Annotated in this window: 12 protein-coding genes; 6 read left to right on the top strand and 6 right to left on the bottom strand. The window is 59.3% G+C overall.

Annotated elements, in window-relative coordinates:
* Window positions 1–196: 196 nt before the first annotated feature.
* Both F8N43_RS07830 and F8N43_RS07825 read right to left on the bottom strand, forming a co-directional pair.
* Window positions 197–511: an SCP2 sterol-binding domain-containing protein gene (locus F8N43_RS07830; RefSeq protein ID WP_019690779.1), complete on the bottom strand. Its 315-nt coding sequence runs from the start codon at window positions 509–511 to the stop codon at window positions 197–199.
* A gap of 64 nt (window positions 512–575) precedes the next feature.
* A complete protein-coding gene (locus tag F8N43_RS07825) occupies window positions 576–1,286 on the bottom strand; it encodes a histidine phosphatase family protein (protein WP_150653537.1) in 711 nt (236 codons plus the stop codon).
* Between the two features lie 203 nt (window positions 1,287–1,489).
* On the opposite strand from F8N43_RS07825, the gene sohB reads away from it, so the two are divergent.
* Together sohB and F8N43_RS07815 are read left to right on the top strand one after the other, a co-directional pair.
* The gene (gene sohB, locus F8N43_RS07820; RefSeq protein WP_150653536.1) at window positions 1,490–2,512 is read left to right on the top strand and encodes a protease SohB; all 1,023 of its coding nucleotides are present in this window, start codon (window positions 1,490–1,492) and stop codon (window positions 2,510–2,512) included.
* A gap of 192 nt (window positions 2,513–2,704) precedes the next feature.
* Window positions 2,705–6,520, top strand: coding sequence for a leucine-rich repeat domain-containing protein (locus F8N43_RS07815; RefSeq protein WP_150653535.1), 3,816 nt, complete (start codon window positions 2,705–2,707; stop codon window positions 6,518–6,520).
* 53 nt (window positions 6,521–6,573) lie between these two features.
* Here the strand turns inward: F8N43_RS07815 and F8N43_RS07810 are convergent, their stop codons facing one another.
* Both F8N43_RS07810 and F8N43_RS07805 read right to left on the bottom strand, forming a co-directional pair.
* Window positions 6,574–7,068 carry a DUF934 domain-containing protein gene (locus F8N43_RS07810; RefSeq protein WP_150634469.1) on the bottom strand — a complete coding sequence of 165 codons (495 nt, stop codon included), beginning with the start codon at window positions 7,066–7,068 and terminating at the stop codon, window positions 6,574–6,576.
* Window positions 7,052–8,710, bottom strand: coding sequence for a nitrite/sulfite reductase (locus F8N43_RS07805; RefSeq protein ID WP_150634470.1), 1,659 nt, complete (start codon window positions 8,708–8,710; stop codon window positions 7,052–7,054). Before F8N43_RS07805 ends, F8N43_RS07810 begins: the two co-directional genes overlap by 17 nt.
* 523 nt (window positions 8,711–9,233) lie before the next feature.
* Between F8N43_RS07805 and F8N43_RS07800 the strand changes: the two genes are divergently transcribed.
* On the top strand, window positions 9,234–10,307 hold the full coding sequence (locus F8N43_RS07800) for an ABC transporter substrate-binding protein (RefSeq protein WP_150653534.1): 1,074 nt from the start codon (window positions 9,234–9,236) through the stop codon (window positions 10,305–10,307).
* On the opposite strand, the gene F8N43_RS07795 is transcribed toward F8N43_RS07800, so the two are convergent.
* Window positions 10,304–10,522 carry a DUF2970 domain-containing protein gene (locus F8N43_RS07795; protein ID WP_150634472.1) on the bottom strand — a complete coding sequence of 73 codons (219 nt, stop codon included), beginning with the start codon at window positions 10,520–10,522 and terminating at the stop codon, window positions 10,304–10,306. The two genes, F8N43_RS07800 and F8N43_RS07795, sit on opposite strands and share 4 nt — an antisense overlap.
* Before the next feature lie 199 nt (window positions 10,523–10,721).
* The gene (gene metH / locus F8N43_RS07790; protein WP_150653533.1) at window positions 10,722–14,432 is read right to left on the bottom strand and encodes a methionine synthase; all 3,711 of its coding nucleotides are present in this window, start codon (window positions 14,430–14,432) and stop codon (window positions 10,722–10,724) included.
* A 156-nt stretch (window positions 14,433–14,588) separates the two neighbouring features.
* On the opposite strand from metH, the gene F8N43_RS07785 reads away from it, so the two are divergent.
* From F8N43_RS07785 to nfuA, 3 genes are all read left to right on the top strand, one after another.
* Complete coding sequence (locus F8N43_RS07785; protein WP_150653532.1) at window positions 14,589–16,886, top strand: fatty acid cis/trans isomerase; 2,298 nt, start codon at window positions 14,589–14,591, stop codon at window positions 16,884–16,886.
* 183 nt (window positions 16,887–17,069) lie between these two features.
* The gene (locus tag F8N43_RS07780; RefSeq protein WP_150653531.1) at window positions 17,070–18,104 is read left to right on the top strand and encodes an acyltransferase family protein; all 1,035 of its coding nucleotides are present in this window, start codon (window positions 17,070–17,072) and stop codon (window positions 18,102–18,104) included.
* 57 nt (window positions 18,105–18,161) lie between these two features.
* Window positions 18,162–18,746 carry a Fe-S biogenesis protein NfuA gene (gene nfuA, locus F8N43_RS07775; RefSeq protein ID WP_045057579.1) on the top strand — a complete coding sequence of 195 codons (585 nt, stop codon included), beginning with the start codon at window positions 18,162–18,164 and terminating at the stop codon, window positions 18,744–18,746.
* The last annotated feature ends 2 nt before the right edge of the window (window positions 18,747–18,748 follow it).

Raw genomic sequence — 18,748 nt, 5'->3', positions numbered from 1 at the left:
TCAGGTGGGGGCATAGCAGTGTTCTCCGCAAAAATGATCGGATTGAACAGCCGATGTCTGACGCATACGGCCAGAAGGAATATAGACCGCAAATCTGCAGAGGGCGGTTTTCCAAAGGTGAAAAACGACGAATCCCGCCACAAGGGGCGGGATTCGTTTGCAGACAGAGAGGCTCCCGGGCGCGGGAACCGCCGTCTTAGCTTGGGAACAGCTCGGACAGTTTCATGGCCAGCATCATGTCGCCTTCAGCGCGCAGCTTGCCGCCCATGAACGCCTGCATGCCGTCGGTCGAACCGTCAACGATGCCTTCCAGGGTTTCGCCGTCCATCACCAGAGTGACCTGGGCGTCCGGGTTTTCGCCTTCTTTCAGCTCGCAGGTGCTGTCCTTGACGATCAGCGAGAAATTCTTGGTGTCGTCGATGCGGAAACCGAATACCAGGTCCAGACCGGCAGCAGCGGCTGGGTTGAACTTGGCTTTCATTGCTTGTACGGCATCAGCTACGGAGGTCATGGTTCGATCCTTTCTTGGGTAATTAGAGCTGGGTGATTACAGCCAGGGTCACAATAGTCCGGACTCAGCGAAACGTGATGAGTTCCGGTGCTTTCAACAGTTGCAAATGCGCATGACTGTTGAAAGAAGCCAGTGCCACCTCGCGACCACGGAATTTCAGTTGGTTGAGCGAGGTGTTGACGATTTGCCAGTTCAGTTCAAAGGCCTGCTTGGCGGGCATTTGGGTAATGAGGTGGAGCAGGGCAGTGATGGTGCCGCCGGAGGTGAACACGGCGATTTTCTGAGTGTTGTCGGCGCTTTCGAGGATTCGGTGCAGACCGGCCTGCACCCGCTCGACAAAACCCAGCCAGCTTTCCAGGCCCGGCGTGTCATACGTACCGGCGAGCCAGTGTTCGATGATCAGGGCGAAGATACGCTGGAACTCAGCGCGGTTTTGCGCGGCGTTGCGCAGGATCTCCAACGCTTCGGGCTCATCGTCGAGCATGGCCGGCAACAGCGCACGGATCACCGCATCGGCGTCGAATTCGTTGAAGGCGGAATCGGTTTCCACAATCGGCACCGGCAAGCCTGCGGCAGCGAACTGTTCCAGCGCACTGCTGGCAGTATGCTGCTGACGGCGCAAGTCGCCCGAGAGGCAGCGATCGAAGCTGATGCCCAGCCCGGCGAGGTGCTGGCCGAGGATTTCTGCCTGGCGAACACCGGTCGGCGACAGGACGTCATAGTCGTCTGCACCAAAGGAGGCCTGGCCATGTCGAATCAAATAGATACTGCCCACGTCCGCGTCATCCCGGTACGTTGAAGGTTCGGCGAGGTTATGAGGATGACGGTGAGCTGTCAATGAAAAAACATACGCTTGTTTGAAATGCTCGTTACAGGCCTGTTGCCAGAGCTTTCACGGCTGGCCGCGGGGCCGGCGCATGGGTATGCTGGTGGTATCCCGCGCGCGTTTATGCAGCGCACTGTATTGAAGGAGTAACTGTGGATTTTCTGTCCGAGTACGCCAGTTTTCTGGCTAAAACCGTGACACTGGTGATCGCCATTCTGGTGGTCCTGGCCAGTTTCGCGGCATTGCGCAGCAAAAGTCGACGCAAGTCGGCCGGCCAATTGCAAGTCAGCAAACTCAATGATTTCTACAAAGGGCTGCGCGAACGCCTGGAGCAGACCTTGCTCGACAAGGACCAGCTCAAGGCCTTGCGCAAGGTCGAGGCTAAATCCGAGAAAAAGCAAAAGAAGAAACCCGAAGCCAGGCCTCGGGTGTTCGTGCTGGATTTTGACGGTGACATCAAGGCGTCGGCCACTGAAAGCCTGCGTCACGAGATCACCGCGCTGCTGACCCTGGCCACGCCCAAGGATGAAGTGGTGTTGCGTCTGGAAAGCGGCGGCGGCATGGTTCACAGCTACGGCCTGGCATCCTCGCAACTGGCGCGTATCCGAGATGCCGGCGTGCCGTTGACCGTGTGCATCGACAAGGTCGCGGCCAGCGGCGGCTACATGATGGCGTGCATCGGCGAGAAGATCATCAGCGCGCCGTTCGCGATTCTCGGCTCGATCGGCGTGGTGGCGCAGTTACCCAACGTCAACCGTCTGCTGAAAAAACACGACATCGACTTCGAAGTGCTGACCGCCGGCGAATACAAACGCACCCTCACCGTGTTTGGCGAAAACACCGAAAAGGGCCGTGAGAAATTCCAGGAAGACCTGGACATCACTCACCAACTGTTCAAGAACTTCGTTGCCCGTTATCGCCCGCAACTGGCCATCGACGAAGTGGCGACCGGCGAAATCTGGCTCGGTATCGCGGCACTGGACAAGCAACTGGTGGACGAACTCAAGACCAGCGATGAATACCTCGCCGAACGTGCGAAGAAGTCGGAGCTTTATCACCTGCACTATGCCGAACGCAAAAGCCTGCAGGAGCGCATCGGCATGGCGGCCAGCGGTTCGGTCGATCGCGTATTGCTGAGCTGGTGGAGCCGGTTGACCCAGCAACGCTTCTGGTGAGTTTTCAAAACTCCATTGCCCTGAAAAATGAAACCGTGGATTACCTCCACGGTTTTTTTTGCCTTCCACAAGGGCGCGTTTTTCCCGTGTAAGCAGCGAAATTTCCTATCGTCACTGTCAATCGGTCCGGCTTTTTCGGCGGCCCAGGTTGGGTAGGGTGGTGTTCCTGAAATGATTGCAATGGAATGCACCATGAAAGAGTTGCTTCATAACGATGCTGCCGGCCCTCATCCCACGCCCTCTGCGCGATTGCGCGACGAACTGAAAGCCGCGCTGGATATCGCGCTGCCCCAAACCCCCGGTCAGTTTGGAGAGCGTCTGATCAAGGAAAAATGGGGGCAGACCATTGATCCGCAGACAGCTTTGCTAGTCACGCTCGATTACAACTACAAGGGCCATCCTGCCATTGATGGTGTGGAGCAAGGGCAGGTGGCGAGCTCACGATCGCTGCTGCAAACGCTGCTGTCCAACTATCAGACTGTCGGGGATGGGCGTTTCGCTGAAACCGCGTTCGGCTTGTACACGCCACCGGATATCGGACCGGCCGTACGCATCGTGAAAAATGTCGATGAGTTTGCCGATCACGGCAGCGGCAATCACCAGACGTATGAAGGCATCTATCGCCAGACCACACCGCAAGTTTACGGGCCGTCGACACAGATCAATCTGAGGCCCGCCGATTTCAAGAAATGGGCCTGGGAGCTGGAACTTAAGGACTTGTACGAAGCGTATCTCGGTCAGGCCTGGCCAGCCGAGAACGTGCTTGTCGCAGCCAAACCTTACGCGTTGAGAACGTCGGTCAAAGCAGCATTCGTCATGGCAGCCTGGTTGCAGTTTCGTGAACAGCACCTGTCGCCAAAAGGCCTGGAACTGGCGATGCAAGCGGCAGGTTTGCCACCGGATCAGCCATGGGAAACGCTGGCCATCGAGCAACTGCAAGCACCGACTCGCGCGCCTTCATCGGTCAGGGCCGGGCGGTTGAAGCTCTACCGTTACACCGCGACAGATATCTGGGCCTTTCGTGACACCGCCAGTGCCAGAGTGCTGTTGTACATTCCCGGCAATTCTTCCCCGCTGCACGAATTCGCCGACGCCACAAAACTGCACCAATGGATTGCCGCACTAGGCAAGGTGAATGAAACGAAGCAGGCTTTGGCCGCCCGCTTTGCCGAAGATGACCGTGAGGACGGTACGTTTCATGCCGGTGTTCTGACGGCGCTCGATGGCATGGCGTTGTATCCGGCAAAACACTGGCTGACGAACAATGCCGGTTTGTTCAACAACGACGGCTATTGGGACCCGGACGAGTACATTGGCTACGACGATCCTGACTCCGCCACCGATCCGTTTGCCCTGTGTGTGCTGACGATGAAGCAGGCAGCCCGGGCCAGCATCGAGACCATCCGTGACGATGCCCAGGTCAATCGTGACAATTTAAGTGCGGTCGTTGAACCGCTTGTGCAGTGGGTCAACCGGTTTGGACCCTTGGCGTTGTTCGTTCCGGGAGGCGAGGGAATATTGGCATTGGCCGGGCTTATCGACGCGGGTTACGGGATTGATCAGGTGGTCAACGGCAAGACATTCAGCGAACGGTCAGAGGGTGCGACGCGCACTGTTTTTGGCTTGCTCAATGCATTGCCGATCGTCGCGGAGGCGGCGCTAAAAGGTGACGCGGCAATCGCCGATGCAACAGAGGAAGGCGCAAGGCCTGCGCCGGAAGTGGCTGTTGCCCCAACGCCCGACCCGTTGAACGGGGTGCCGGCGACACGGGTCGAACTCATTCGCGCCATTGGCCCCTCGGTGGCGTCGTTCAGCGATGAAATGCTGGCGCAGATCGGCAAGGTCTGCGCGATTGATGACGACATGCTGCGGTTGATTCAGGCGGGTCGCGCGCCGACGCCTTTGCTGGCTGACACCATCAATCGCTTCAGGATCGATCAGGCGCTCGGTCCGGCGGGGGATGTTGCGCAATTCAGCCTGCGTTACCAGGCACTTCAACGTTCGGAGCTGGAATGGGTGCGGCTGTTCCAGGAGCAATACCCGGACGTGCCAACAAGCGCAATCGAGCAAATGCTCGACCGCTACGGCGTGGACATCCAACGGCCGCCCGACATTGCCGAGGCCAGGCAGGTGTTCGCACGCCTGGACGGCAAGGCACGGCAATACCAACAGCAGGTGCGGCTCAATCGCGCTTATGAAGGCTTCTATCTGCGCTCGGTGGTGAACGCCGAGACGGACACGCTAGCATTTCACTCCCTGAAAAACCTGCCCGGCTGGCCAAAAGATCTGCGGATCGAAATCCTCGAAGGCTCTTCCACCGGTCGGGTTCTTGACCGTTGCGGTGCCCTCGATACCCCTAAGTACCGAAGCGTCATCAAGGTGGGCAACCGTTACCTGCGGGAAGGCCGGCCAACGGATTTCTACGACGCGATCCTCGGCGTGCTGTCGGAGGAGGAGCGCTCGGTGTTGCATCTCACGTCGCTGGATCCGGCCAGCGAGTTGCGGCTCAGCCTCAGCGATCGGGCATTGTCCCGTGCCGAAACCCTGCTCGGCCTGCAAAGACTCGACTCAGGGTTGACCTTCGAACGGCAGGGGCTGCGCGGTGGAGGCTACCCGTCGACGCCTCAGGGTGAAGCCATGGCATTGCAAGCCACCAGGTTACAGATCAAGGATATTTACCCGGACTTCACCGATGCGGAGGCGGATCAGGTCATACAGCGTGAGGGTGGCTCGGTGCAGGCGTATATCGATCGGCTGAATCTGCAGTTACAACAACTCAACACCGAATTGAATGCCTGGGTCGATCAAGCGGTGCAAGACATTCCCGATATGGACATCCCCGTGCTGGCCATCGGCGATGAAGAGGCGGCGGGTATGAACCCTGCGCAAATTGCCGTGCACAATGCCCACCTCCTGCAAATGGCCTTGCACGAGGAGCAGACGGTCCGGGGGGAGCTGGCTGTGGAACTTGCCGCCATTTGGCAAAAACGCACGCCGAACCGTCGTGTCAGGCTCGATCTCGCCTTCGAGGACTATCACCGCCTGCCCACCCTGAGCGTCCGGCTTAACGATGTGGTCGAATTGTCGATGCAAGGCTTTCATCTGACCGAGGAGGGCAGTTTGAACGGCTTTCTCGAGAGCTTCCCGAATCTCGAGGTGTTGAATCTGGAGCGCGTCGACTTGCGTCATTTCTTCGTGGACGGCCACGAAGGGTGTGCCTTGCCGCCTGCCCTGTGCCAGTTGAGAAACCTGTCCTCACTCAATCTGCGCGCCACCCAGCTGGTATTCAGTGAACGCGCCGCTTCACAACTGACTGACCTGACAAGCTTGCAAAGCCTTGACCTGAGCGACAACCCGTTGGGTGTACCGCCGATGGTACTGGGCTTGAACAACCTGCGCCGACTCAACCTGAGGAATACGCAGATAAGCCGTTGCCCGGTCGGGATCATGGATGAGCCGTACCTGACGTCCCTGGATTTGCGCGATAACCAGATCACGCGGATCCCCCAAGCGGTTTTGAACCAGGCCATCACCAGGGATCGGGTGCTGCTGTGGAACAACCCGTTGACCGATGAGGACACCTTGCAGCGGTTGGTCGCGCATCGAGAACAAACGGGGATCAATTTGTGGTTGCGTGCCGCAGGGCCTGACTATGCGAATCCGGCACTCTGGCTGAACGGGATTGAGGCAGGGCTGCGCGATGCCCGGCTGCACGTCTGGCAGCAACTGGCGCTCAAGCCGGGTGGTGGGCGGTTTTTAGGAACCATGAACACATTGACGCTCACCCCGGATTTCCAGATCAGTTATCTGGATCTTCAGGCACGGGTGTGGCGACTGTTGACGGAAGCAGACGCTTCGGACGAGTTGTTGGCGCGATTGACCCGGGATGTACCGATTCCGGAGGGCGCTTTCGACAACCCTCTTGCGGTATTCACGGCACTGGAAAGCCGTTTGCAGCTGTACCGGGACTGGGTGGCTTTGGGGCGACCGATTCCGATCGAGCGATAACAGAGGGGTGGAGCCGATAAAGCCCTGATCCCGTTGGACCAGGGCTTTATGTGTCAGCGGCGACGGAACAGCGGGAGCGGTTCGTCGGTGGCGGCCTGATAGGTCACTGAGAAGTCCTTGAGGCCTTCAAGGGCTTCGTACGGGTCTTTATCTGCGCGAACCGCAAAGGCGTCGAAACCGCAGCGACGCATGTAGAACAGCTGGTCGCGCAGCACATCGCCAATCGCCCGTAGTTCACCTTTGAAACCGTAGCGGTCACGCAGCAGGCGGGCGTTGGAGTAGTTGCGGCCATCGGTGAAGGCCGGGAAGTTCAAGGCGATGACCTGGAAGTTCGCGACGTCTTCACCGATTTCTTCGGCTTCTTCATCGGCGTCCAGCCACACACCCAGGCCGCCATCGCGGGCCTTGAGCATACGGCCGTGTTCACGCCACAGCTGCAACGGAACGATCAGGTCGTCGCAGTTGCTGATCTCGTCGATGTTGAAATCCTTGGGCAACAGGTGCCAGGTTTCGTCGACGACTTCGTTGTTCTTAATGATTCGCTGCATAGACGCGTTCCTTGAAGAGGTCGATGCCAATACGCTGATAGGTGTCGATGAAGCGCTCGTCTTCGGTACGTTGTTCGATGTACACGTCGATCAGCTTTTCGATCACGTCTGGCATGGCGTCCTGGGCAAAGGACGGGCCGAGGATCTTGCCCAGGCTCGCATCGCGACTGGCGCTGCCGCCGAGGGATACCTGATAGAACTCTTCGCCTTTCTTGTCCACCCCGAGGATGCCGATGTGGCCGACGTGGTGGTGACCACAGGCGTTCATGCAGCCGGAGATGTTCAGGTCCAGTTCACCGATGTCGAACAGATAGTCCAGGTCGTCGAAACGGCGCTGGATCGATTCGGCGATCGGGATCGACTTGGCGTTGGCCAGCGAGCAGAAATCACCGCCAGGGCAGCAGATGATGTCGGTCAGCAACCCGATGTTCGGCGTGGCGAAGCCTTGCTCGCGCAACTCGCCCCACATCGCGAACAGTTGGGACTGTTCAACGTCGGCCAGAATGATGTTCTGTTCGTGAGAGGTGCGCAGTTGACCGAAGCTGTAACGATCGGCCAGGTCGGCCACGGCGTCGAGCTGCTTGTCGGTGATGTCGCCCGGCGCAACGCCGGTCGGCTTCAGGGACAGGGTCACGGCGACATAACCCGGCTTCTTGTGCGCCAGGGTATTGCGCGTACGCCAGCGAGCGAAGCCCGGGTGTTGCTTGTCGAGTTCGGCAAGTTCGGCGGTCTGGTTGTCCAGCGCCTTGTAGTCGGGGTCGACGAAGTGTTTGGCAACGCGATGAACTTCGGCTTCGGTCAGCGTGGTCTGGCCACCGCGAAGGTGTTCCATTTCCGCATCGACTTTCTGCGCAAAGACTTCAGGCGTCAGGGCCTTGACCAGAATCTTGATCCGCGCCTTGTACTTGTTGTCGCGACGGCCATAGCGGTTGTACACACGCAGGATGGCGTCGAGGTAGCTCAACAGGTCTTGCCACGGCAGGAATTCATTGATGAACGCGCCAACCACCGGTGTACGGCCCAGGCCACCACCAACCAGCACACGGAAGCCCAATTCGCCCGCAGCGTTGTGCACCGGCTCAAGGCCGATATCATGGACTTCGATGGCGGCACGGTCGGAGGTCGAACCGTTGATCGCGATCTTGAATTTACGCGGCAGGTAAGCGAATTCCGGGTGGAATGTCGTCCATTGGCGAACGATCTCGCACCATGGGCGCGGGTCGATCAGCTCATCGGCAGCGACACCGGCGAACTGGTCGGTAGTGACGTTGCGCAGGCAGTTGCCGCTGGTCTGGATCGCATGCATCTGCACCGTCGCCAGCTCAGCGAGGATGTCCGGGATGTCTTCCAGCGCCGGCCAGTTGAACTGTACGTTCTGGCGGGTACTGATGTGGGCATAGCCCTTGTCATAGTCGCGGGCAATCTTCGCCATCATTCGCGTCTGGCGCGAAGTCAGCTGGCCGTAAGGCACCGCCACCCGCAACATCGGCGCGAAACGCTGGATATAAAGCCCGTTTTGCAAGCGCAGAGGGCGGAATTCTTCTTCGCTCAGCTCGCCTGCCAGATAGCGTCGGGTCTGATCACGGAACTGCTTGACGCGGTCCTCGATGATCCGCTGATCGTACTCGTCGTATACGTACATATAAGTCCTGTTCTCAGGCTTGGGCCGGTCGGATCCAGTTGCGATTTTCGCTTGCTGAAATCTCCGATACTGCCTCGGCAATTCTGCGCGCACGGCCGCGCACTCCCTACGGAGCCGGGGCAAGATACCAGTTTGGAGTTATGCGCAAAAGTGATGTTTGAGTATATGTAAAGAACCAAATCGACTAACGAGAATTGTTATTGATAAACCCGTATTTGTGGTGTGGGCAATCATCGTCTTAACTGTGGTCGAGTCTTTATGCAATCACCGATAAAACCGACAAGAGGCGATGCAATGAGCAACCCTACCAAAGCTTCAAAACCTGACAGTACGGTCGATGCCTGGGCCATTCTGTTTCTGATCATTCTGGTCGTGGGCACAGCGGTATTCTGGGTCAGCCATCAATAACCGACCCCGTCCGGGCCCGGCCCCGACAATTGTAGGACAAAAACTGCAATAAACGCCGTTTTACGGGCGTTCGCCAGCTATAATGCGCGGCGAATTTCCGGGGCTCGGACGATCAATGTTGAAGTTTTTCTACACCTTCCTGTTGCTGCTTGGTACGGTTTACGGCCCTGCTGCGCGTGCGGAATCGGTGTTGTTCCTCAATCCCGGGAGTACCGACGAAGCCTTCTGGATCAGCTATTCGCAATTTATGCAGGCGGCCGCCACGGACCTGGGCATCGACCTGAGGATTCTCTATTCCCGGCGCATGCCCGAACTCACGCTGGCGCAAGCGCGCCGTGCCCTGCAAGGTCCCGATCGTCCGGACTATCTGGTCTTCGTCAACGAACAGTACATTGCCCCGCAAGTGTTGCGTCTGGCTCAAGGCAGTGGCGTGAAACTGTTTATGGTCAACGCCTCGCTGACCGCCAACCAGTTGAACCTGCTGGGCGAACGCCCCGATCGACTGGGCAGCCTGGTGCCCAATGACGAGGAGGGCGGCTACCTGATGCTCAAGGAGCTGATTCGCCAGCATCCGCCCGTGGCGCCCGGTCAGGTGATCGAGTTGCTGGCGTTCTCCGGCCTGAAGATCACGCCATCGGCGCAACTGCGAGAGCAAGGCATGATGCGTGCGCTGGCCGAGCACCCGCAGGTGCGTTTGCGGCAACTGGTTTATAGCGGCTGGACCCGCGCCCGTGCGTATGAACAGGCAAAGCTGCTGTTCCGGCGCTACCCGAAGGTCACGCTGGTGTGGTCCGCCAATGACGAGATGGCGTTTGGCGCCATGCAGGCGTACTCGGAGGCGGGCGGTGTGCCCGGAAAGGACGCGTATTTCAGTGCGGTCAATACATCGACGGCCGCGTTACAGGCGAAGGTCGACGGAAAGTTGAGTGTTTTGTTGGGCGGACATTTCACCCTGGGTGGCTGGGCTCTGGTGGAATTGCATGACCTCGATCAGGGCGTGGACATCAGCCGGTACGGCGGTCGTGACCGCCAGATCCCGCTGCTGCAACTGGTCGACAAGGCAACCGCCAGGCGAATGCTGACCCTGGGTGAATCGCCGCACTACGGCGTGAACTTCCGTCGACTGTCGGCCAAGGGCCGGCCGACGTCCTATCGCTATCCGTTCAGCCTGCAAACCCTGATGCGCTAGACCCCGGCCAGATGCACCACCAGTTGCACGATGCCGAACAGCATCAATGCAAACACCGCGGTGAACAAAATCCCCAAGACCACGAAATGACTGGGCTTGCCGTGAGTGAAATCCCGAGCCCGATTCTTCCCGCTCTGCACCCCGAATGCCGCCGCCAGGACGCTGTGCAGCATCTGCCAGAAAGTAGGCGGCTTGTTGTCGACTGGATCGTCCATAAACCCCTCGTCACGGATGTGTGAAGCGTAAGCATAGACAATCCCCCCAGCGCTGGCGCAAATCAAATGTGGGAGCGAGCCTGCTCGCGATAGCGGACTGACAGCCAATACTTGTATCGACTGTTATGGCCTCATCGCGAGCAGGCTCGCTCCCACAGGGGATCTCTGTTGGCTACAGAATTGTGGCCAGGAGACTTACTTAGTTGTCGTAGCCGAGGTTCGGCGCCAGCCAGCGCTCGGTCACGCTCAACTCCTGACCCTTGCGCGAGGTGTAGCTCTGCACCTGATCCTTGTCGACCTTGCCTACCGCGAAATACTGCGCCTGCGGGTGAGCGAAGTACCAGCCGCTGACCGCCGCCGCCGGGAACATCGCGTAGTGCTCGGTGAGGAACACGCCGCTGCGACCCGCCTTCATTTCGCTCGCTTCAGGATCGAGCAAGGCAAACAGCGTCGATTTCTCGGTGTGATCCGGGCAGGCCGGGTAGCCGGGAGCAGGGCGGATGCCGGTGTATTGCTCTTTGATCAGTGCCTCGTTGTCCAGTGTCTCGTCCTTGGCGTAACCCCAGTAATCCTTGCGAACCTGCTGGTGCAGCCATTCGGCGCAGGCCTCAGCCAGACGGTCGGCCAGGGCCTTGACCATGATCGAGTTGTAATCGTCGCCGGCGTCTTGATACGCCTTGGCCACTTCTTCGGCGCCGATGCCGGCGGTGGTGATGAAACCACCCACGTAGTCGGTGATTTCGCTGTCCTTCGGCGCCACGAAGTCGGCGAGGGAGAAGTTCGGCTTGCCGTCGGTCTTGATGATCTGCTGGCGCAGGTGATGCAACTTGGCCAAAGGCTTGCCGTCATCGCCATAGACTTCGATGTCGTCGTCACGCACCTGGTTGGCCGGCCAGAAACCGAACACTGCGCGGGCGCTGATCAGTTTCTCGTCGATCAGTTTGGCGAGGATTTCCTTGGCATCGGCGTATAGCGCGGTGGCGGCTTCACCGACCACTTCGTCTTCGAGGATGCGCGGGAACTTGCCGGCCAGGTCCCAGGAGATGAAGAACGGGGTCCAGTCGATGTACTCGGCCAGGACTTTCAGGTCGATGTTGTCCAGCACTTTGGCGCCGGTGAACGTCGGTTTGACCGGCGCGTAGGTGCTCCAGTCGAACTGCGGCTTCTTGGCGATGGCGGCCGCATAGCTCAGGCGTTCGGTACGGGCGCTGCGGTTGGCGGTACGCTCGCGAACGTCGATGTATTCCAGGCGGGTCTTCTCGACGAACGCCGGTTTCAATTCCTTGGACAGCAACTGCGTCGCCACGCCCACGGCGCGGGAGGCGTCGGTGACGTAGATCACCGCGTCGTTGCTGTACTTCGGCTCGATCTTCACCGCCGTGTGTGCCTTGGAAGTGGTCGCGCCGCCGATCATCAGCGGCAGGTGGAAGTCCTGACGCTGCATCTCGCGGGCCACGTGGACCATTTCATCCAGCGACGGCGTGATCAAACCGGACAGACCGATGATGTCGCACTTCTGCTCCTTGGCCACCTGCAGGATCTTCTCCGCCGGCACCATCACGCCGAGATCGACGATGTCATAGCCGTTGCAGCCGAGTACCACGCCGACAATGTTCTTGCCGATGTCGTGCACGTCGCCTTTCACCGTCGCCATGAGGATCTTGCCCTTGGCTTCCGGCTTGTCGCCTTTTTCCAGTTCGATGAACGGAATCAAGTGCGCCACCGCCTGCTTCATCACACGGGCAGATTTCACCACCTGTGGCAGGAACATTTTGCCGGCACCGAACAGGTCACCGACGATGTTCATGCCGGACATCAGCGGGCCTTCGATCACCTCGATCGGGCGCGCGAACGACTGGCGCGACTCTTCGGTGTCTTCAACGATGTGTGTGGTGATGCCTTTGACCAGCGCATGCTCCAGACGCTTGTTGACGTCCCAGCCGCGCCACTCTTCGGTCTCGGCTTCCTTGACGCTGCCGTCGCCCTTGTACTTGTCGGCAATGGCGAGGAGGGCGTCGGTGCCGTGCGGGGTGCGGTTGAGCACCACGTCTTCGACGGCGTCGCGCAGTTCCACCGGGATCTGGTCGTAGATTTCCAGCTGACCGGCGTTGACGATGCCCATGGTCAGGCCGTTGCGGATCGCATACAGCAGGAACACAGAGTGAATCGCCTCACGCACCGGGTTGTTGCCCCGGAACGAGAACGACACGTTGGACACGCCGCCCGAGGTCAGCGCATACGGCAGCTCGTCACGGATGTAGGCACAGGCGTTGATGAAGTCCACGGCGTAGTTGTTGTGTTCTTCGATGCCGGTGGCCACGGCGAAGATGTTCGGGTCGAAGATGATGTCTTCCGGCGGGAAGCCGACGTCGTTGACCAGAATGTCGTAGGAGCGTTTGCAGATTTCTTTTTTGCGCGCTTCGGTGTCGGCCTGGCCGGCTTCGTCAAACGCCATTACGACCACGGCGGCGCCGTAGCGCTTGCACAGTTTGGCGTGATGAATGAACTGCTCGACGCCTTCTTTCATGCTGATCGAGTTGACGATGCCCTTGCCCTGGATGCACTTGAGGCCGGCTTCGATGACTTCCCACTTCGAGGAGTCGATCATGATCGGCACGCGGGAGATGTCCGGTTCACCCGCAATCAGATTGAGGAAGGTCACCATCGCCTTCTTCGAATCGAGCATCCCTTCGTCCATGTTGATGTCGATCACCTGAGCGCCGGCTTCGACCTGCTGCAGGGCGACTTCCAGGGCTTCGGTGTAGTTGTCTTCACGGATCAGGCGGGCAAATTTTGCCGAACCGGTGATGTTGGTGCGCTCACCGACGTTGACGAACAACGAGCTGCGATCGATGGTGAACGGTTCCAGGCCGGAGAGGCGGCAGGCCTTCGCAATGTCCGGGATTTCCCGCGGCGCATAACCGGCGACGGCTTTGGCGATGGCTTCGATGTGCCCCGGCGTGGTGCCGCAGCAGCCGCCAACGATATTGAGGAAGCCGCTCTGGGCGAATTCTTCGATGACTTTGGCGGTTTGCGACGGCAGTTCGTCGTACTCGCCGAATTCGTTTGGCAGACCGGCATTCGGGTGTGCGGAGACGTGGGTACCGGCCTTGTTCGACAGCTCTTCAAGGTACGGACGCAGTTCGCTGGCGCCGAGCGCGCAGTTCAGACCGACCGAAATTGGTTTGGCATGGGCCACGGAGTTCCAGAACGCTTCAGTGGTCTGGCCCGACAGGGTGCGGCCGGAGGCGTCGGTGATGGTGCCGGAGATCATGATCGGCAGTTCGACGCCCAGTTCTTCGAACACCCCTTGCACGGCGAAGATCGCGGCTTTGGCGTTGAGGGTGTCGAAGATGGTTTCGATCAGGATCAGGTCGGCGCCGCCTTCGATCAGGCCTTTGGTGGCCTCGGTGTAGTTCACCACCAGTTCATCGAAGGTCACGTTGCGGTAGCCGGGGTTGTTCACGTCCGGCGACAACGAGCAGGTGCGGCTGGTCGGGCCGAGCACGCCGGCGACGAAGCGTGGCTTGTCCGGGTTCTCGAGGGTTTTCGCGTCGGCGACCTTGCGGGCCAGGCGAGCGCCTTCTACGTTCAGTTCGTAGGCCAGTTCTTCCATGCCGTAATCGGCCATGGAAATCCGGGTGGCGTTGAAGGTGTTGGTTTCCAGAATGTCCGCGCCGGCATCCAGGTAGGCTTTTTCGATGCCGCCAATCACGTCCGGGCGCGTCAACACCAACAGGTCGTTGTTGCCTTTGACATCGCTTGGCCAGTCGGCAAAGCGTTTGCCGCGATAATCCTGCTCTTCGAGCTTGTAGCTCTGGATCATCGTGCCCATGCCGCCATCGAGAATCAGAATGCGCTCTTTGAGGGCGTGCTTGAGGGCTTGAAGGCGAACACTGCGATCGGACATTGGGACTACTCGGAAAGACCATGACGAAGGGCCGGGATCATAGCAAACCTGTGCGCTTTTAGAGCATGTGCGGTTTTTGCATGAATATCGTTCATGTTGGTGCGGGCGCTGTCCCGGTAGAATCGCGGCGTTTTTTCAAGGATCGGGAACAGGGACATGTCGTATCGCGTCGTCATCAGCAGCGTATTGCTGTTTTTAAGCTGGGGCGCCGTAGCGCAGGAGCCGGCGATTTCTACTGGCATTTCCTACAGCCGCGACATCCAACCGATCTTCACCGAAAAGTGCGTGGCCTGCCATGCCTGCAATGACGCCCCCTGTCAGCTCAATCTGGGCAGTGGCGAGGGGGCTGCGCGCGGCGCGTCGAAAGTCTCGGTCTACGATGGCGAGCGCAGCCTGGCTGCCGCGCCGACCCGGTTGTTTTATGACGCCTTCGGCAAGCACGCCTGGCAGCAAAAAGGCTTCTACCCGGTGCTCGATGCCCAGGGCAGCCAGGCCGCGTTAATGGCGCGGATGCTGGAACTGGGCCACAAAACACCGCTGACGCCCAACGCCAAGTTGCCCGAAGACATTGTCCTGGGTCTGAATCGGGAAAACATGTGCGCGATGCCGGGCGAGTTCGACGGTTACGCCAGCGCGCATCCGAAGGAAGGCATGCCGCTGGCGGTTACCGGCCTGACCGATCAGCAGTACCAGACGCTGCAACGCTGGCTGGCTTCGGGCGCGCCAATCGATGAGCAAGGTCTGGTGCCGTCGGCCAAAGAGGCCTTGCAAGTGGTGCAATGGGAAAACCTGCTTAACGCGCCGGGCGCCCGCCAAAGCCTGGTGGGGCGCTGGTTGTTTGAACACTGGTTCCTCGCCCACCTTTACTTCAAGGACGGCGAGCCGGGGCATTTCTTCCAGTGGGTGCGTTCGCGCACGCCGACCGGCCAGCCGATTGACCTGATCAACACTCGCCGCCCGAATGACGATCCGGGCACGCAGGTGTATTACCGCTTGTGGCCGGTGCAGGGTGTGATCGTACAGAAGACCCACATCACTTATCCGCTGAGCGCGGCGAAGATGGCGCGGATCAAAAGCCTGTTCTACAACGGCAACTGGCAGGTCAACGCCTTGCCGGGGTACGGCCCGGAGCGCCGGGCCAATCCGTTCAGCACGTTTGAGGCGATCCCGGCGCAGGCGCGCTATCAGTTCATGCTCGATAACGCCGAATACTTTGTGCGCACCTTTATCCGCGGGCCGGTGTGCCGTGGCCAGATAGCCACCGACGTGATTCGCGATAACTTCTGGGCATTGTTTCAGGCGCCGGAACACGATCTCTACATCGTCGACCCGAACTATCGCGGCCAGGCCACGCCGTTGCTGGCGATGCCGGGGCAGAACGACGACGTCGGCAGTGTGCTGAGCCTGTGGCACGACTACCGCGATAAACGCAACGAATACGAGGCGTTGCGCCGCGACAACTATGCCGACGCGCCGGCGCCGAGCTGGTCGACCTTGTGGGCCGGTAACGACAACGCGCTGCTGACGATCTTCCGGCACTTCGACAGTGCTTCGGTAAACAAGGGCCTGATCGGCGACGTGCCGCAAACCATGTGGCTGTTCGATTTCCCGTTGCTGGAGCGCACGTATTATCAGTTGGCAGTCAACTTCGACGTGTTCGGCAACGTCTCCCATCAGGCGCAGACGCGCCTGTACTTCGACCTGATTCGCAACGGCGCCGAGCAGAACTTCCTGCGCCTGATGCCCGCCGATTCACGCGATGGCTATCTCGATGACTGGTATCAGAGCGGCGGCAAATTCAAGATGTGGCTGGACTATGAAGCCATCGACAACGACAAACCGACGGCGCTGAAACTCGACGAGAAAGACCCGAAGCGCGACTTTGCCATGCAGTTGCTGGCTCGCTACGGTGAACTCAACGCCAGGCCCGACCCGATCAATCGCTGCGACGGGGCTTATTGCTCGCGGCCAAACATCGATCCGGCATTACAGAGTGCCGAACAGGCGCTCAGCCGCCTGACCTCGCGTCCGGCTGCCGGGCTGAAAGTTATCGATCAGTTGCCGGAAGCGACGATGCTGCGTATCGAAACGACGAGCGGCAAGCGTGAGGTCTATAGCCTGTTGCGCAACCGCGCGCACAGCAACGTCGCATTCCTGCTCGGCGAGTCGCTGCGTTATCAGCCGGGGCTCGACACGCTCACCCTGTTTCCCGGCGTGCTCAGCAGCTATCCGAACTTCATGTTCAACATTCCCGCCGAGCAAGTACCAGCGTTTGTGGAGGCGATGGAAAACGCCAGGGATGCCCATCGTTTCGAGCAAATCGTCGAACGCTGGGGGATTCGTCGTAGTCATCCGCAGTTCTGGTTTTACTTCCATGACCTGAGCCAGTACGTCCAAGAAACCGACCCGGTGGAAGAGGGTGTGCTGGACATGAACCGCTACCAGAATCTTTGATCGACTTTTGATAGATGCCTGATGTCCCAATCTTGAGGCGCCGTTGAACCCCTGTGGGCGGGCTTGCCCGCGATAGCGATGGATCAGTCGCCATCAATGTTGAATGTGATGGCGCCATCGCGGGCAAGCCCGCTCCCACAGGGGATGTGTGGTGGTTTGGAATTGCGGACGGGAGGGCGGTCGATGTTGATTTCAGTACAAGCACTGCGCGCACTCGCGGCCTGGACGGTGGTTTGCCACCATTTCATGCAGATTTTCTTCGACTTCAAGGCCCGCGGGCCGATCGGTCAGATGTTCATCGACAAGGGTGCGGTGGGCGTCGATATCTTCTTCGTCATCAGTGGGCTGGTGATTTTCCTGTCCACCGAGGGCAAGTCGCTGCCTCCCGGGCGGTTTCTGCTCTATCGGCTGTTCCGCATCGTTCCGGCCTATTGGCTGTACACGGTGTTGATGGCGCTGCTGGTGCTCTTCGCACAGCCAGTGTTGCCGGATCAGACGGTCAACTGGTCGCATTTCCTGCTGTCCTTGCTGTTCATTCCTACGGAAAACCCCGGCGGGTACGGGATTTATCCGACGCTCAACGTCGGCTGGACCCTTAACTACGAAATGCTCTTCTACGTGCTGTTTGCCTGGGCGTTGCTGTTCCGTTTGCAGGTTCGGCTGTTGATCGTCGCGGCGTTGCTGTTTGCGGTGTGTCAGGCGTGGACGGGTTATGGCTGGATCAGTGCGTTCTACCGTTCGGACATCGTTTATGAGTTTCTGTTGGGGATCGCCATCGGCATGATCTACCGTCGCGGCTGGATCAAGCCTGGCCTATGGCTGCCATTGCTGGGGATTGGCGGCGCGTTGCTGGCGATCTATCAGTTGCCGCCGCAGCCGCGGTTTTTCGCCTGGGGCCTGCCGAGCGCCGTGTTGGTCATGGCCTGCATGGCACTGGAGCGGTTTTTCCAGGGCAGTCGGTTGTTCAAACTGCTCGGCGATTGTTCCTACTCGGTGTACCTGATGCATGTGTTGGTGCTTTCTGCTGGAGGTTTCGTCGCACAGCGTTATGGCGTAAACCCCTACGTGATGTTCGCCGTTTGCGTCGCGACCATTGGTTTGGGATCGTGGGCGAGCTACGAATGGGTGGAAAAAAGCAGCTATCGGTGGCTTAAAGCCAGGATTGACGGCGAAACGGCCGATCGAGGCGAGCTGGCGCTTTCCCGACAAAAATACTAGGACTTTGTGCGGCGCGATGATTGGCGTAAACTGCGCCCAAGCCTGCGAGGAGTTTCCATGACCGCTATTACCATTACCGACGCCGCCCACGATTACCTGGCTGATCTGCTCTCCAAGCAGAACACCCCGGGCATCGGCATCCGCGTCTTCATCACCCAGCCTGGCACCCAGTACGCCGAAACCTGCATTGCTTATTGCAAGCCGGGCGAAGAAAAACCTGAAGATACCGCGCTGGGGCTGAAAAGCTTTACCGCTTACATCGATTCGTTCAGCGAAGCTTTCCTGGACGACGCGGTTGTCGACTACGCCACCGACCGCATGGGCGGCCAGCTGACCATCAAGGCGCCAAACGCCAAAGTCCCGATGGTCAACGCCGACAGCCCGATCAACGAGCGCATCAACTATTACCTGCAAACCGAGATCAACCCGGGGCTGGCCAGCCACGGCGGTCAGGTCAGCCTGATCGATGTGGTTGACGACGGTATCGCCGTGCTGAAGTTCGGCGGCGGTTGCCAGGGCTGCGGCCAGGCCGACGTCACCCTGCGTGAAGGCATCGAGCGCACCTTGCTCGAGCGCGTTCCCGAGCTCAAGGGTGTTCGTGACGTGACTGACCACACGCAGAAAGAAAACGCCTACTACTAAGG

Origin of the sequence: Pseudomonas fluorescens (assembly GCF_902498065.1) — a bacterium.
In the GTDB taxonomy this organism is placed as follows: Bacteria; Pseudomonadota; Gammaproteobacteria; order Pseudomonadales; family Pseudomonadaceae; genus Aquipseudomonas; species Aquipseudomonas fluorescens_BJ.
Note: the sequence above shows the minus strand (reverse complement) of the source record. Positions and strands in the feature narration are given on the sequence as shown.